Genomic DNA, 15,409 nt, shown 5'->3' on the forward strand with positions numbered 1-15,409 from the left:
CCGCTGCGCCGGCCCCGTCACCCGCCACGGTCGTCACCGGCCCGCCTCCTGCTCCCCGCCGGGCGCGGCGGTCCCGAACCCCTTCACGAACACGAACGCCACCAGCGCCACCACCAGAAAGATCAGCACGCTCAACGACGACCCGACCCCCAGATTCAGCGCCGTGAACAGGTTGTCGTACCCGAGAATCGACACCGACCGGGTGTCATACGACCCGCCCGTCAGCACGTAGATGTTGTCGAAGATCCGGAAGGCGTCCAGAACCCGGAACAGCAACGCCACCAGAATCGCCGGCTTCATCAACGGCACCATCACCCGGACGAACCGCGCCCACGGCCCCGCCCCGTCCACCCGCGCCGCCCGCAGCAACTCCTCGGGCACCAACGCCAACCCCGCCAGCAGCAACAACGCCATGAACGGCGTCGTCTTCCACACCTCCGCAACGATGATCACCGCGATGCCCCACGTCTGCGACGTCAACGGCGCCGCATCCCCGAACAACCCCGACAGATACCCCGTCCCCGGCGTCCAGGCGTACTGCCAGCCGAACGCCGCGACCACCGTCACGATCCCGTACGGAATCAGGATCACCGTACGCACCAACCCCCGACCCACCACCGCCCGATGCATCACCAACGCCAACGCCATCCCCAGCACGAACTCGACCGCCACCGACACCACCGTGATCACCACCGTGACCGCCAGCGCCTTCCACCACAGCGACGACCCCAGCACCGTGGCGTAGTTCCCCAGCCCCACGAACGACGACTGCGCCGGGAAACGCAGGTCATAGCGCCGCAACGACAGATAGACCGCATAGCCGATCGGATAGCCCGCCGCCGCCACGATCACCACCACCGCAGGCGCACACAGCAGCCACCCCAGCCGCCGCTGCGCCCGCTGCTGCGCCGTGAGCCCCACCCGACCGGCCATCACGGCACCAACCCCTTCGACTCCAACGCATCCTCGATCGCCCCCCGCAACCCGCCCAGCGCCGACACCGACACCGAACGCGGCGGGGACAACCGGTCGGCGATCTGCAACGACACGCTCTGATACGCCGGCGTCTGCGGCCGCACACTGGCGTTGCGCAACGCCGCGTAGATCGCCGCCGCGAACGGATACCCCCCCTCGACGAACGCCCGATCCGAATACAACGCCTCCAACGTCGGCGCCAACCCCCCGTCGACCGCCGTACGGATCTGGTTCGCCCGACCCCGCAGGCACCCGATCGCCGCCCGCGCCTGACCCGGATGCCGGCTGTACGACGACACCGCCAGGTTGTAACCCCCCACCGTCGTGTGCGACGGCTGACCGGCCACCAGACTCGGCCACTGCGCCCACCCGATCCGACCCACCAGATCCGGCGCGTTCGCCCGCGCCGACGGATAGACGAACGGATAGTTCAACTGGAACGCCGCCGACCCCGTCTCGAACGCCAACCGGTTGTCGTCCTCCCGCTGGTTCGACCACGACGGATCCGCCGCCCCCGAATGCGCCAACGCCGCAATCGCCTCCACCGCACGCCGCGCCGGCTCACCCAACGCCACCCGCGTCCCGTCCGCCGACAGAACCGACCCACCCGCCGAGGCCACCAGCGAGTTGAACAACACCGTGTACCCCTCGTACTGGGCGCCCTGCACCTCCACCAGATGCGGCTTTCCCGCCGCCGCCAACGCCTTCGCCTGCGCCAGCATCTGCGCCCACGTCGCCGGCGGCCGCGCCACCAGATCCTTGCGATACCACAACAACTGCGCATTGGTGTTCAACGGCGCCGCATACAACCGCCCCCGCCAGCTGCCCGTGCGCACCGCCACCGGCAGCGTCCCCGCCGTGATCGCCCGCGCCGACGCCGCGTCGAACGGCACGATCCACCCCGCCTCGGCGAACTCCGCCGTCCACGTCACGTCCAACGCCAGAACATCCATCGAGGAGTCCTGCGCCGCCAGCCGGCGCACCAGCTGCTCCCGCTGCCCGTCGGCATCGTTGGGCAACACACTGATCGCGACCCGGTAGGCGCCGCGCGACCCGGCCGAACAGTCCGCCGCCGCCTTCGCGAACGACCCCGACGACTCGTTGTACACATACCAGCGCACCGTCACCGGCCCCCGCGCCGAACCCGACGCCCCACACCCCACCAACGCCACCACCGCACACACCGCCACCACCAGCCCGACCCGGCCCCGCACCACGCAGCGTCGCACCGCCCGACACCCACCCCGGCTCGCGACCCTCGGCACCGGCCCGACCTCCCTTCCGGCCTTCTGGCGAACATGCGGAAGTCCACACCCCGCCCCGCGACGAGGCGACCACCACTCATCCCGCCACACCCGACCACCCACGGCGCAGCTGCCGTGCCCCATCTCACGCACCGTAAAACCCCTATGACAGCAATACGCACCAACCCGGCCACCAAGAAAACCGAACACACCCACCGCGTCCCACCCCTCACACCCCTCACACCCCGCCCAACCCGCCACCCCGACACGCCCCCGACCGCCCACCCCACAGCCGACCACCCCCACACCGCCCCGGCGACCAGCCGACCCGACCACCGGGCAGACTCACCAGCGTGACCGGCCCCCACACCCCCCGCCGCACCGTGCTCTACCGGGGCGGCCACATCCACACCCCCACCAGCCCCACCGCCACCGCCATGCTCACCGACCACGCCACCATCGCCTGGATCGGCTCCGACGACACCGCCGCCACCCTCGACGCCGACACCGTCATCGACCTGCACGGCGCACTGATCACCCCCGCCTTCGTCGACGCCCACATCCACACCACCGCCACCGGCCTCGCCCTGACCGGCCTCGACCTCACCGCCACCCCCACCCGCACCGCCGCCCTCGACGCCCTGGCCGCCCACGCCCGCCACCACCGGCACACCACCGTCTTCGGCACCGGCTGGGACGAGACCACCTGGGCCGACCCCACACCCCCCACCGCCGGCGAACTCGACCGCGCCACCGGCGGCGCCACCGTCTACCTCGCCCGCGTCGACGGACACACCGCCGTGATCTCCACCGCCCTGGCCGCCGCCGCCGACGCCGCCACCCACCCCGGCTGGCACCCCGACGGCCTCGTCACCGGCCCCGCCCACCACGCCGCCCGCCGCACCGCCGACACCACCCTGACCCCCAGCCAACGCCGCCACGCCTGGCAGACCACCCGCACCCACGCCGCCGCCCTCGGCATCGCCGCCCTGCACGAGATGGCCGGACCCGACGTCTCCTCCGCCGACGACCTCGCCGGCCTGCTCGCCCACGCCCGCACCGTCACCGGACCCGACATCGTCGGCTACTGGGCCGGCGACCTGCCCACCGCCGTCGAACTCGGCGCCGCCTGGGGCGGCGACGCCTTCGTCGACGGATCCCTGGGCTCCCACACCGCCGCCCTGCACACCCCCTACGCCGACCACCCCCACACCCACGGCACCCTGCACCTCGACGCCGACGCCATCCGCGACGCCGTCTGCGACGCCACCGACGTCGGCCTGCAGACCGGTTTCCACGCCATCGGCGACGCCGCCATCACCACCGTGCTCACCGGCCTCGAAGCCGCCGCCGCCAAGATCGGCCTCGCCCGCCTCGCCGCCGCCCGCCACCGCCTCGAACACGCCGAGATGACCACCACCGACCACCTCCCACGCCTGGCCGCCCTCGGCCTCATCGTCAGCGCCCAACCCGCCTTCGACGCCCGCTGGGGCGGCAAACACGGCATGTACGCCACCCGCCTCGGCCCCACCCGCGCCGCCACCATGAACCCCTACGCCGCCATGACCCGCGCCGGCATCACCCTGGCCTTCTCCTCCGACGCCCCCGTCACCCCCCTGGACCCCTGGGGCGCCATCCGCGCCGCCGCACACCACCACACCCCCACCGCCCGCATCTCCGCCCGCGCCGCCTTCACCGCCGCCAGCCGCGGCGGCTGGCGCGCCGCCCGCGCCGACGCCGACGGCCACGGCATCCTCGCCCCCGGCCACCCCGCCACCTACGCCGTCTGGGACCACCACGGCGACCTCGTCGTCCAGGCCCCCGACACCCGCATCGCCGCCTGGTCCACCGACCCCCGCGGTGCCGTCGCCGGCCTGCCCGACCTCACCGGCCCCACCCCCCACTGCCGGCGCACCGTGCTGCGCGGCCGCATCCTGCACGACGCCCCGCGCTGACCCACCGCGAAACCATCCCCATAGTCGCACACATGTTCGATATCGTCGAGGGGTGAACCACCGCCGCCCGCCCCGCAGCGGCCCACCGGCGCACCCCCACCGCACCGCGAGGCCACATCGTCACCACACGTCGCGCCCCCTTCGGGTCAGGGGCGGCGTGGTCAGCGCGGCCCGCGTGACAGAAACTGGTCGGGTGACCCCCACGCCGGCCACCCCCAGCCCCACGGCCCAGGCGGCCGGCGACACCGCCGCCACGCCGACGCCGCCCGCCACCGTCCCCGCCCAACCCCGCACCGGCGTCGAGCCGCCACGGGGGAGCGACCCCCCACCCCTCGCACCCGCCGCAACCTCCACCGAACCCGGCCAGCCCGGGGGAGAGCAGCCCGCGCAGGACCGGGCCACGGGGGACCGGGCCGCCCGCCGCACCCGCCGGCGCGCCACCCTGCGCCGACGCACCCCACCGGCCCTGGCCGCCCTGCTCGGCGGCGCCCTGCTCTACCTCGCCACCCCACCGGTCGGCGCCTGGCCCCTGGCACCGGTCGCCGTCACCGTGCTCACCCTCACCGTCCGCGGCCGCCGCCTACGCGCCTCCTACGCCCTGGGCCTGCTGTTCGGCCTCGCGTTCTGCCTGCCACTGCTGCGCTTCGTCTCCTTCGTCGGCGCCGACGCCTGGATCGCCCTCGCCGTCGCCGAAGCCGCCATCCTCGCCCTCGTCGCCCCCGCCACCACCCTCGCCTGGCGCCTGCCCGCACCCTGGCTGTGGACCGGCGCCGTCTGGGTCGCCCAGGAGGCCCTGCGCGGACGCGCCCCCTTCGGCGGCTTCCCCTGGGGCCGGCTCGCCTTCACCCAGTCCGCCAGCCCGCTGACCGGACTCGCCGCCCTCGGCGGCGCACCCCTGCTCACCGCCGTCGTCGCCACCACCGGCGCCCTACTCGCCCTCGCCTGCCTGCACGCCCACACCCTCACCCGCACCACCACCACCCGCCGGCGCAGCGCACCACGACGCCTCGCCCCACCCCTGCTCGGCGCCACCGCCCTCACCCTCGCCGGCCTGCTCGTCCCCCTGCCCACAACCGCCGAACACGGCACCCTCACCATCGCCGCCATCCAGGGCAACGTCCCCGCCGACGGCGGCATCCACGCCCTCGGCCGCGCCTTCCAGGTCACCGCCAACCACGTCGCCGGCACCCGCCAACTCGCCGCCGACGTCGCCGCCGGCCGCCGCCCCGCCCCCGACCTCGTCCTGTGGCCCGAGAACTCCTCCGACCTCGACCCCCAGCGCGACCCCACCGTCGCCGCCGCCCTGCGCGGCGCCGCCCGCACCGCCCGCGCCCCCCTGCTCGTCGGCGCCGTCCTCGACGGCCCCGGCGCCGGCCACGTCCGCAACGCCGGCATGATCTGGACCGCCGACGGCTTCACCGGCCAGATGTACGTCAAGCAACACCCCGTGCCCTTCGCCGAATACCTCCCCGGCCGCGCCCTGCTCACCCGCCTCATCGGCCGCTTCGCCGACGACATGCCCAGCGACTTCCTCGCCGGCCACAACCCAGGCGCCCTGCACGTCGCCGGCACCACCATCGGCGACGTCATCTGCTTCGAAGTCGCCTACGACGACCTCGTCCGCGACACCGTCGACCACGGCGCACAGATCCTCGTCATCCAGACCAACAACGCCTCTTTCGGCCGCAAGGGCGAAAGCCAGCAGCAACTCGCCATGTCCCGGCTGCGCGCCGTCGAACACGGCCGCGCCACCGTCCAGGTCTCCACCAGCGGCGAAAGCGCCCTCATCGCCCCCGACGGCACCCTGCTGGCCAAGACCGGCCTCTACGAACCCGGCATCCTCACCGCAGCCCTGCCCCGACGCACCAGCCGAACCCTCGCCGACCGTGCCGGAATCCTCCCCGAGGCGGTGCTGCTCACCCTCGGCCTGGGCGCCATGATGGCGGGAGTGATCCGCCGCCGAACCCGCCCCACCGGCGACCCGGACCACACCGGCACCACCCCGCAGGCACCACGACCCCACGAGACGACACCCACGGTGACGCCCGCCGGGCCGGCCTGACGGATATGGCCCCCGATCAGGAAAGGAACCGCGTGGATCTCCACCGCGTTGTCGTCTGCGTCCCCACCTACAACGAGCGGGACAACCTCCCGGACACCGCCCGCCGCCTGCGCGCGGCGAACCCGACGGTCGACCTGCTCGTCATCGACGACGCCAGCCCCGACGGCACCGGGAAGATCGCCGACGAACTCGCCGACAACGACGACCACATCCACGTCCTGCACCGCGACGGCAAAGCCGGCCTCGGCACCGCCTACATCGCCGGCTTCACCTGGGCCCTCGACCACGGCTACGACGTCATCGTCGAAATGGACGCCGACGGCTCCCACCAACCCGAACAGCTACCCCGCCTGCTCGCCGCCCTCGCCCACGCCGACCTCGTCATCGGCTCCCGCTGGGTACCCGGGGGAGAGGTCCGCAACTGGCCCCGCACCCGCCTGCTGCTCTCCCGCGGCGGAAACATCTACGTCCGCGCCGCCCTCGGCATGCCGCTGCGCGACGCCACCGCCGGCTACCGCGCCTACCGCGCCGACGTCCTACGCGACCGCGACCTGACCGGCGTCTCCTCCCAGGGCTACTGCTTCCAGGTCGACCTCGCCTGGCAGGCCTGGCGCGCCGGCTACCGCGTCACCGAAGTCCCCATCACCTTCGTCGAACGCGAACGCGGCACCTCCAAGATGAGCAACGCCATCGTCGCCGAAGCCTTCTGGCGCGTCGCCTGGTGGGCCGCCACCACCCGGCGGCGCCGACCAACCCCCCGCACCCCCCACCTCGCGGCCAACCCCACCCCGCGCCAACCCACCACCGACCCCGACGTCCCCGCCGGCCACCCCGACAACGTCACCACCAGCCGCGGCGCCTGACCACCACCCACACCCTCACCCCTCACCCACCGCAACCACCACATCACCCCCGAACCATCACCTCAGGCATGCCAAAGGGTCGGGCACGTACATCCCGTGCCCGACCCCGCAACCGCCGCCAAACAGCCCCGCTACGCGGTACGCCGACCCTCACCGGTCCCGCGCAGCACCGCCAACCGCTCCGCCAGAACCTCCTCCAGATCATCGGTGGTCCGGCGCTCCATCAACATGTCCCAGTGCGTACGCGGCGGCTTCGACTTCTTCGGCTCAGGCCGCTCACCATCGACGATCACCGACGCCCCACCGCAGACCTTGCACTCCCACACCGACGGCACCTCCGCCTCAGCCGCGAAAGGCATGGTGAACTGGTGGCCGTTGGGGCAGTCGTAGGACGCCGACTGCCGTGGGGCAAGCTCGGTGCTGCGGTCAGTCTCGTAGGACACTGCACCGAGACGGCTTCCCCGCAGGATGCGCTCGCCCATATAACTCCTCCGAGCGTCGAGACGTGTGCAACTACCCCTCGACAACGTTCTGGCCAGCCGAGACGTTCCCGCCGAGGAAGGACCCGTAACACAATCATGAACGCGCAGCGTCCCCACCCCACAGCGAAACGCCCCACCCGCCCCATCCGCACCCTGCACACCGCCACCCTCGGCATCACCCGCGCCACCGTCGGCGCCCTCGTGCTCACCCGCGCCGTGGACACCCTGCGCATCACCGGCGTCGACCGACTCACCGCCACCCGCCTGGCCTGGGTCGCCCGCCTCGCCGGCATCCGCGATCTCGCCCTCGGCGCCGGCCTGCTCGCCGCGATGACCACCGGCCGCGACACCACCACCTGGCTGTGGGCCGGAATGATCGCCGACGCCGCCGACGTTTCCGTCTTCGCGACCTCCACCGCCCGCGGCCACCTGCCACCCGCCATCGGCACGATCATGGCCACCGCAGCCCTCGGCGGGGTCGTCGCCGCGGCCCCCCTGACCCGCACCGGACCAGGGGAGTGACCCACCCCACCAGCCCAGCCCGCCGCACCAGCCCACCGGCCGAACCACCCCAGAGAGGACCCCGTGACGCCATGACCACCAGCGACCACGCCACCGGCACCACCCCCACCGGCCCCAACCCCGCCGACACCGTCAAGACCGACGAGCAGTGGCGCGCCGAACTCTCCCCCCAGCGCTACGCCATCCTGCGCCAGGCCGCCACCGAACCCCCCTTCACCGGCGCCTACACCTACAGCAAGGAAACCGGCACCTACCGCTGCGGCGGCTGCGGCGCGGCACTGTTCACCTCCGACACCAAGTACGACTCCGGCTCCGGCTGGCCCAGCTTCACCGAACCCGCCGTCGCCGACGCCGTCGAACTCGTCGAAGACCGCTCCCACGGCATGGTCCGCACCGAGGTCCGCTGCGCCCGCTGCGGGGGACACCTCGGCCACGTCTTCGACGACGGCCCCGGCCCCACCGGCCAGCGCTACTGCATGAACAGCCTCGCCCTCGACCTCGACCCACACTGACCCACCCCGTGGACCGGGTCGCCGCCGGTGCCCCCAACGCACCGGCCGGCCCACCCACCGACCCTCAGCGCCGCGCCAACCCCGCAGACACACCGCCGGCAACGGCGACGGTCCCGGCTCGGCCAGACAGAAACCCTGCACCAACCGCACCCCGGCCGCCGCCAGGTAGCGCACCCGCTGCGCCGTCCCCACCCCCTCGGCGACCACCTCACCACCGAGTCATCTCCAGCAACCGCACCAGCGCCCGAACCCGCCAGCTCCACGTCCAACCCGACCAGCATCGCATCGACGAACCACCACCCCGGCCCACCCGACCCCACCGGAAACCGGGCCAGCGCCCGCGCGCCCCGCAACCACCCACCCGGCTACAGCCTCACCGGGACGACCCACACCCCCGAAAAACTGTCGGTGCCCCCGCCTACCCTCACCCCCATCCCACCACCGACCCCGGGGGAGGCACACCATGGAAACCGAACTACAGTTCGACGGGCACCGGCGGCACACCGCCTGGATCCGCGACACCATCCACCGCCACGGCTGGGCCGTCCAGGCCGTCCTCGCCGAACCCGACACCGGCGAACCCGACCACGCCTACACCATCGGCCTCACCGCGCTGCACCACCCCGAACTGCTCATCGCCGGCCTGCACCCGCACGACGCAGCCGCCCTGCTCAACCAGCTCGCCACCCGCATCCGCGCCGGCGACCCCCCGCCAGCCGACACCACCCTCGACGACCTCGCACCCCCCAGACGCCACCACCTGCTCACCCTCGACGCCGCCGCCAGTGACGAGCTGCTCCTCCACGCCAACGCCCTCTACCAGCACCCCGACGGCCCACCCGTCGCCGCCCTCCAGATCATCTGGAGTGACCCCACCGGCAGGCTGCCCTGGGAAGCCGGCTGCACCGGCGACGCCACCCACCAGCCCCTCGCCGGCCCACCCCCCGACCCGCCCCACCGCACCACGGGGGACAGGCCCCACCCCTGACACCACCCCACCAGCACCGCCGCGGCGCCCTGTCCCCATCGCACCGCCGCCGAGCACGTGCCCACCCAGACCACGCCGGGAGAGTCAGACGGCGGGGGAGTCAGACGACCGCCATGCCAGCCCCCCGCCGGCGCACCGCGAGCACACTGTCCCGCCGCACCCCCACCGACCCGTCCGGCCAGCGCGCCGACCGCTCGAACTCCTCACACGCCACCACCTCCCACCCACCCACCGCCAACGCCAACGACGCCAGCACCTCACCCGCCGACGGCAACACCAGCCCCGAATCACCACAACCCGCATGATCACCATGACCCGCAGGGCCCGCCGCATGCCCAGCCACCAGCAGCATCCCACCCACCACCACCGCACCCGCCGCCGCCCGCAGAATCTCCACCCGCGGCAACTCCACCTCCGAATGCAGAAACTGCGCCGACACAAGCTCGAACACCCCCACCGGAAACACCACCCCCAGATCCATCCGCCGCCACACCACCCGCCCGTCCACCCCGGCCGCAGCCGCCGACGCCGCCGCCCGGCCCAACGCCACCGCCGACACATCCACCCCCGTCACCCGCCACCCACGCCGCGCCAGCCACACCGCATCCCCACCCTCACCACAGCCAAGATCCAACGCACGCCCCGGCGTCAACCCACCCACCACCCGCACCAACGCCACATTCGGCTCACCACTCCAGATCTGCGGCGCACCGGCGTACCGCGCATCCCAGAACTCCGCCGCCGACCTCCCACCCGACGCACCCAACCCCGCCTCCACCATCACGACCACCCTTCACAGCGAACCGGCCGAACGAGACACACCGACCCGCACACCCTCACCCACCACCCCCAGCCACCCCAACAAACCTTGCCGACCCGGCAAAACCGACAAGCCAGGGAAGCGACCTCCCAGCAGCCAAAAACCCCACCAACCACTACCCCACCAACCACGCCGATAATGCACATTATGTCAAGTAGAGCCGAGCCGACCTCCCCCTCGATCGCATCGCTTCAAATCCGGGACGACAGGCGGCCTCGGCAACGGGATCTTCACTGGGCCCCGGAACTTCGCCGGCCCGCACAGCCGGCCAGTTTTCCCACGTCCGAGATCCATGATCCATTTTGATCAACTTAGGGCGGCCGCAGTCGAGCACTCACATGTCGATCATGCGATCGCTCCCCCGCGCCTCAGGTGCGTGTGGATGTTGTGTTTTTGATCTTGATCGTCCGGCATCGTCAACATCGTTGATTATCTTGATGAAGAGCAATCGGTCGGAAGGTGTCGGGCTCGAGCCAGCGACTCGTTTTCACCTCCCGCCGTCTCGTGTACGCGAGGATCCTGGGGTGGGTAGCGAAGAGGAGCCGTTGCCGGGGAATGTCACGATCGGCGTGGTGCGGGTGGGTGGGACCGTGCGCCGCCCGGTCGGGCCGTGGACGGACGCGGTGGATGCGCTGCTGGAGTATCTGCACGCGGTGGGATTCGCCGGTGCCCCGCGCCCGCTGGGGCGAGATGGGCAGGGACGTCAGGTGGTGGAGTACATCCCCGGAGAGGTCGGGGCCGCAGCCGGCACGTACTCGGCTGTGGAACTGGTCTCGATCGGACGGATGCTGGCGGACCTGCACCGGGCCCTCGCCGGCTTCGTGCCGCCGGCCGGGGCGGTGTGGAACAGGATCATCCCGCCAGACTCGGAGGACGTCGTCTGCCACAACGACGTCGCGCCGTGGAATCTCGTCAGGTCCGCCCGGGGCTGGACGCTGATCGACTGGGACGGGGCCGCGCCCAGTTCCAGGTTGTGGGATCTCGCCTACGCTGCCCAGGCCATGGCCGGCCTGCGCGCCGATCGACCGCAGGCGGAATCGGCTGTACGGCTGCGTGCCTTCGTCGACGGCTACGGCCTGGAGGAGGCGGCCCGGCCGGCGTTGGCGAGCATGCTGGGCCGGCGCGCCCGGGCGATGTACGACCTGCTGCGCGACGGCGCCCGACGGCAGCTCCAACCATGGGCCAGGATCTGGACCGAGGACGGCCCCTACTGGCTTGCCAGCGCCGACTACCTGGACGCCCGAGCCGACCTATCGGCAGCCGCCCTGCGATGAAGCCAGGTGCCGGGTGCCGGGTGCCGGGTGCCGCGACGAGAATCCCCCACCCTCGGGTGCGTTCCTGTCAGGTTGATGGAGAATGATCTTGACGGTGGAATCACGTCAACGACGTTGATTATCTTGATGGGATCGGCTCGGATGCTGTGGGGTCGACGCGCTTCCTGCGGGGTGCTCACCGCTCCCCGAAGGCGTAGATCACCTCTGCGGTGAGGAGGCGGTCCGCGTCGGTGCGGAGCCGATCGGCCAGGGCGTCGGTGTAGTCGCGCCGGAACGTTTCCGCCTGTTCCGCGCTGAGGGTGGCGATCGCGTCGTGGTGCGGTCCGCGGGTGTGGGCCTCCCAGGCGTGCTCCAGATCACGGGAGGAAAAGCGGATGGTCTCCCCCACCTGCTTCGCCGAGGTGAACCCGGCGTCCCGCAGCGCCTGACGGCATCGCGCCTGCGTTCCCAGCGCGCTGGCCGGGTCGGTGAGGGCCAGGCCGTGGCGGCGGGCATGGTTGCGAAAGAGCCTGGCCGCGACCGGGAAGCCCGCCGCCATCGTCGAGAAGCCGATCTGCCCACCTGGTCTCAGCAGCCGGCGCCATTCCCTCAGCGCCGCCTGGACCGGCAGGTAGAGCAGACCGGCGGAGCAGAGGACCAGGTCGAACGAGCCGTCTGCGAACTGGGGCAGAGTGGTGGCGTCCGCCCTGACCAGCTCGATGGTCAGGAGTCCCGCCGCGTCGACAGCCTGCCGCGCTCGGGTGAGCATGCCCGCGGAGACGTCGACGCCCACCACGTGTCCGGTCGGCCCCGTGGCGCGGGCGGCGGCGATCGCGGCGAGCCCGGTACCGGTCGCGGCATCCAGGATGCGCATGCCGGCCATGGGGGCGGCGAGCGCGACGAGCCGCTCGGCGTAGCGGACGTGCCAGGTGTGGTTGCTGTATGTCGCGGCGCGCCGGTCGAAGACGGTCTCGACGCTGTCCCGGGGGTTCGGCGCTGTCACAGAAGATGGTTATGGCACAGGGCGCGCAGCCGGGCCGGTCGATTTCCATCACTGCTGCGACGAAGCGAGATCCCGGGCCAGGTCGGGGTGTGACCTTTCCGCGGTGGTCGGTGGGCAGGCTCGGTGGGCAGCTCAGTGGGCGGCGTCAGACCAGCGTTGCAGGATCGACACCTCGGCGACGAACCGGACCCCGCTGGCGGTCGCCCAGTAGGCGGCCGTGGCGGCGAGGGCGGTTCGCAGCAGGTCGGCGGCGGCCTCGGCGTGCGCGGCGGGGACGTGCAGGAGCAGTTCGTCGTGCAGGCACAGCACGATCTCGCCGCCGAGGGCGGGCAGTTCGGCGCGGACGGTCACCGCCCAGGCCTTGAACAGTTCGGCGGCGGGGCCCTGGATGACGGCGTTGCGGGCGAAGCGGCCGCGGGCCTGCTCGGTGACCCCGCCGACGGCCGGGGAGGCCTCGTCGGGTGGCGCGGGATCGGTCAGGCCCCGGGGTGGGCCTGCCGCGCGGTCGGGTGGGCCTGCCGCGGGGGCGAGGCGGACGAGCCGGCCGCCGTAGGTGCGCAGGTCACGGCCGGAGCGGCCGGCGGCGTCGGCGGCGTCGAGATAGGCCAGCGCGGTCGGGTAGGCCCGGCGCATCCGGCGCAGGGCTTCCCCGGCCGCGCCGGTGGTCTGGCCGTACATGGCGGCGAGCATGGCGACCTTGGCGTGCGCCCGGTCGCGGCCGAGCTGCGCGGCGACGGGGGCGTACATGTCGTCGGCCTGGGTGGCCGCGGCGAGGGCGGGGTCGGCGGAGACGACGGCGAGTACCCGGGGTTCGATCTGGCCGAGGTCGGCGCGGACGAACACCCGGCCCGGTTCGGCGACGACGGCGCAGCGCAGGTCGGCGGGCAGGTTGTGCAGGCCGGCCTGGGCGGTCATCCGCCCGGCGGCGCCGTCGCTGCCGTGCCAGGCGCCGCGCAGCCGGCCGTCCGGGCCGACGTGGGTGTCGAGCCAGCGGTGGCCGTAGGTCGTGGCGATCCGCTCGGTGCGCCGCCAGGCCAGGAGCGCGGCGACGGCGGGGTGGGCGTCGCGCAGCGGTTCGAGGCGGCCCGAGCGGGTGTCGGGGACGTCGACGCCGACCGTGCGCAGCGCGGCCCGCACGGCGGCGGGATTGCGCAGGTCGACGGGTCCGCGCAGGTGGGCGAGGACGGGGGCGTCGCGGCGGCGGCGGGCGGCGAGTTCGTCGGCGTCGGTGCGCGGCGGCGGGCCGACGAGGTCGGCGAGCAGCGTCTCGGCGGTGGCGCGGTCGACGGGCAGGCCGTCGCGTTCGAGTTCGCGGGCGAGCAGCTCCGCGGCGGACTCGGCGCGGGCGGTCAGCACGGCGAGGCTGATCCGGCCGGGACGGGCGCGTCGGTCGGCCAGGTCGCCCAGCGCCGCCAGCTGACGGTGCTGGGCCTGCAGCGCGAGCGCGGCGAGGGCGGCGGCGCGGCGCAGCGCCTCGGCCGGCCCGGCGGCGCGGCGCAGCCAGCCCGCGTCGAGCTGGCCGTCCCCCGCCAGTGGACCATCCTCTCCCCCACCGATGCCGACTCCCCCACCGATGCCGACTCCCGCGGGGCCGGCGCTGATCTCCTCGGGGCCGGTGGGGTCGGGGCCGCGGCGGGTGGGGGGGTCCTCGCCGGTGCCCTCCCACAGGCCGAGCTGGCCCGGCGCGACCCTGGTGGTGGGGCCGGGGGGTCGGGCCTGCGGGGGTGCCGGCAGCCCGGCGACGGCGGCCCACACGGCGGGCGGGTCGTCACGGCGCCCACCGTGCAGCAGCCGGTGGACGGCGGCGAGGTCCCAGCAGGCGGCGAGGCGCACCTGGGTGGCCAGCGGCGCCACCGCCGACGCCGACCACCACACCCAGCGCGGGGCGCGGCGGCGCTCGATCTCGGCGAGCAGGCCGGCGGCCTCTGCCGACTCGGGCGCGGACACCACCACGGTGACGGGTGCAGGCAGATCCGTGCCGCCGGGTGGATCCCCGCCGTGGCCGGCGGGCGGCTGGTGGGCCAGCGCGAATCCCACCGTCGGAAGGACCACGAGCGCCAGGGGCTGGCGCGGGACGAACTCCCCCGACCACAGGCCCGCGAGCGGTCCCGCGGCCGCGTGCGGCGGGCTGGCCGGCGTCATCGTTCGATTCTGACCGCCGGGTCCGACAGTTCGCGCCGGCCGGTGCCGAGGGCTGGCGGGCAGCCCCGCGCTGCCGGGCGGGCGAGCCTGGCCGGTGCGGGCGGTGCGGGCGGTGCGGGCGGTGCGGGCGGTGCCGTGGTCAGATGGACCGGCATGGTGGCCGGGAAAGCGGAAATGCCCCCGTTGGAAACGTGGAGCGGTAAGAATCCCCGTCGACGAGGGATGGGCGTACCACGGGGGAAGGGTGGATTCATGGCGGGGCGGGACAACGAGTACGAACGTCCCATCCTGCTCGACTGCGGTGGGTGCGACGCTCGGTGGACGGCGCTGACCGCGGCGCACTGCCCGACCTGTCATGCCACGTTCGCGGGGGCCACGACCGGTTTCGACGCCCACCGGGTCAACGGGGTCTGCCAGCCCCCGCAACGGGTCGGTCTGCGCCAGGACCGGGGCTACTGGCTGGTCGCGGGCGAGCAGCCGCCGGGCCGCGTCCTGTACCGCTCCCGGGAGAGGGCCGGCGGGCACGGTGATCCAGGCGGATCGGCCGGGCCCCCCGGCGGCGAGGTTCGGATGGCCGGCTGACGGTCG

General features: G+C 73.4%; 14 protein-coding genes. 8 read left to right on the forward strand and 6 right to left on the reverse strand.

Annotated features, from left to right (window positions below):
* Positions 1 to 33: 33 nt before the first annotated feature.
* The gene (locus tag FRAAL_RS16470; protein ID WP_050997389.1) at positions 34 to 933 is read right to left on the reverse strand and encodes a carbohydrate ABC transporter permease; all 900 of its coding nucleotides are present in this window, start codon (positions 931 to 933) and stop codon (positions 34 to 36) included.
* On the reverse strand, positions 933 to 2,204 hold the full coding sequence (locus FRAAL_RS16475; protein WP_041939391.1) for an ABC transporter substrate-binding protein: 1,272 nt from the start codon (positions 2,202 to 2,204) through the stop codon (positions 933 to 935). Before FRAAL_RS16475 ends, FRAAL_RS16470 begins: the two co-directional genes overlap by 1 nt.
* 368 nt (positions 2,205 to 2,572) lie before the next feature.
* On the opposite strand from FRAAL_RS16475, the gene FRAAL_RS16480 reads away from it, so the two are divergent.
* The 3 genes from FRAAL_RS16480 to FRAAL_RS16490 all read left to right on the forward strand — a co-directional run bounded on the left by FRAAL_RS16480 (position 2,573) and on the right by FRAAL_RS16490 (position 7,099).
* On the forward strand, positions 2,573 to 4,174 hold the full coding sequence (locus tag FRAAL_RS16480; RefSeq protein ID WP_011604906.1) for an amidohydrolase: 1,602 nt from the start codon (positions 2,573 to 2,575) through the stop codon (positions 4,172 to 4,174).
* 193 nt (positions 4,175 to 4,367) lie between these two features.
* Positions 4,368 to 6,236 (forward strand): apolipoprotein N-acyltransferase, encoded by a 1,869-nt coding sequence (gene lnt, locus FRAAL_RS16485; protein ID WP_011604907.1) that lies wholly within the window; start codon positions 4,368 to 4,370, stop codon positions 6,234 to 6,236.
* Between the two features lie 32 nt (positions 6,237 to 6,268).
* Positions 6,269 to 7,099 carry a polyprenol monophosphomannose synthase gene (locus FRAAL_RS16490; protein WP_011604908.1) on the forward strand — a complete coding sequence of 277 codons (831 nt, stop codon included), beginning with the start codon at positions 6,269 to 6,271 and terminating at the stop codon, positions 7,097 to 7,099.
* A gap of 131 nt (positions 7,100 to 7,230) precedes the next feature.
* Here FRAAL_RS16490 and FRAAL_RS16495 read toward each other — a convergent pair whose 3' ends face one another.
* A complete protein-coding gene (locus tag FRAAL_RS16495) occupies positions 7,231 to 7,581 on the reverse strand; it encodes an RNA polymerase-binding protein RbpA (RefSeq protein ID WP_009738606.1) in 351 nt (116 codons plus the stop codon).
* A gap of 96 nt (positions 7,582 to 7,677) precedes the next feature.
* Here FRAAL_RS16495 and FRAAL_RS16500 point away from each other — a divergent pair, with 96 nt between their 5' ends.
* The 3 genes from FRAAL_RS16500 (at position 7,678) to FRAAL_RS30490 (ending at position 9,603) form a co-directional block, all read left to right on the forward strand.
* Positions 7,678 to 8,103: a hypothetical protein gene (locus tag FRAAL_RS16500; protein ID WP_011604910.1), complete on the forward strand. Its 426-nt coding sequence runs from the start codon at positions 7,678 to 7,680 to the stop codon at positions 8,101 to 8,103.
* A 71-nt stretch (positions 8,104 to 8,174) separates the two neighbouring features.
* Entirely contained in the window at positions 8,175 to 8,615 is a 441-nt protein-coding gene (msrB, locus tag FRAAL_RS16505; protein WP_011604911.1) for a peptide-methionine (R)-S-oxide reductase MsrB, read from the forward strand.
* A gap of 463 nt (positions 8,616 to 9,078) precedes the next feature.
* Entirely contained in the window at positions 9,079 to 9,603 is a 525-nt protein-coding gene (locus tag FRAAL_RS30490) for a DUF4262 domain-containing protein (protein ID WP_011604912.1), read from the forward strand.
* Positions 9,604 to 9,703: 100 nt separating this feature from the next.
* On the opposite strand, the gene FRAAL_RS16515 is transcribed toward FRAAL_RS30490, so the two are convergent.
* Positions 9,704 to 10,384, reverse strand: coding sequence for an SAM-dependent methyltransferase (locus tag FRAAL_RS16515; RefSeq protein WP_041940631.1), 681 nt, complete (start codon positions 10,382 to 10,384; stop codon positions 9,704 to 9,706).
* Positions 10,385 to 10,947: 563 nt separating this feature from the next.
* On the opposite strand from FRAAL_RS16515, the gene FRAAL_RS16520 reads away from it, so the two are divergent.
* Positions 10,948 to 11,697: a phosphotransferase enzyme family protein gene (locus FRAAL_RS16520; RefSeq protein WP_041939392.1), complete on the forward strand. Its 750-nt coding sequence runs from the start codon at positions 10,948 to 10,950 to the stop codon at positions 11,695 to 11,697.
* Positions 11,698 to 11,872: 175 nt separating this feature from the next.
* Here the strand turns inward: FRAAL_RS16520 and FRAAL_RS16525 are convergent, their stop codons facing one another.
* Both FRAAL_RS16525 and FRAAL_RS16530 read right to left on the reverse strand, forming a co-directional pair.
* Entirely contained in the window at positions 11,873 to 12,679 is an 807-nt protein-coding gene (locus FRAAL_RS16525; RefSeq protein WP_011604916.1) for a class I SAM-dependent methyltransferase, read from the reverse strand.
* Between the two features lie 132 nt (positions 12,680 to 12,811).
* Complete coding sequence (locus FRAAL_RS16530) at positions 12,812 to 14,821, reverse strand: DNA polymerase (RefSeq protein ID WP_011604917.1); 2,010 nt, start codon at positions 14,819 to 14,821, stop codon at positions 12,812 to 12,814.
* A gap of 252 nt (positions 14,822 to 15,073) precedes the next feature.
* Between FRAAL_RS16530 and FRAAL_RS16535 the strand changes: the two genes are divergently transcribed.
* Complete coding sequence (locus FRAAL_RS16535; RefSeq protein ID WP_011604918.1) at positions 15,074 to 15,403, forward strand: FDXHR family putative zinc-binding protein; 330 nt, start codon at positions 15,074 to 15,076, stop codon at positions 15,401 to 15,403.
* The last annotated feature ends 6 nt before the right edge of the window (positions 15,404 to 15,409 follow it).

Origin of the sequence: Frankia alni ACN14a, assembly GCF_000058485.1 — a bacterium.
GTDB lineage: Bacteria > Actinomycetota > Actinomycetes > Frankiales > Frankiaceae > Frankia > Frankia alni.

What these genes read in the sequence shown, in the direction of transcription:
- FRAAL_RS16530 (WP_011604917.1), bottom strand. Translation starts at nt 14,821, where the DNA reads ATGACGCCGGCCAGCCCGCCGCACGCGGCCGCGGGACCGCTCGCGGGC.
- FRAAL_RS30490 (WP_011604912.1), top strand. Translation starts at nt 9,079, where the DNA reads ATGGAAACCGAACTACAGTTCGACGGGCACCGGCGGCACACCGCCTGG.
- FRAAL_RS16495 (WP_009738606.1), bottom strand. Translation starts at nt 7,581, where the DNA reads ATGGGCGAGCGCATCCTGCGGGGAAGCCGTCTCGGTGCAGTGTCCTAC.
- FRAAL_RS16470 (WP_050997389.1), bottom strand. Translation starts at nt 933, where the DNA reads ATGGCCGGTCGGGTGGGGCTCACGGCGCAGCAGCGGGCGCAGCGGCGG.
- FRAAL_RS16515 (WP_041940631.1), bottom strand. Translation starts at nt 10,384, where the DNA reads ATGGTGGAGGCGGGGTTGGGTGCGTCGGGTGGGAGGTCGGCGGCGGAG.
- msrB (WP_011604911.1), top strand. Translation starts at nt 8,175, where the DNA reads ATGACCACCAGCGACCACGCCACCGGCACCACCCCCACCGGCCCCAAC.
- FRAAL_RS16500 (WP_011604910.1), top strand. Translation starts at nt 7,678, where the DNA reads ATGAACGCGCAGCGTCCCCACCCCACAGCGAAACGCCCCACCCGCCCC.
- FRAAL_RS16535 (WP_011604918.1), top strand. Translation starts at nt 15,074, where the DNA reads ATGGCGGGGCGGGACAACGAGTACGAACGTCCCATCCTGCTCGACTGC.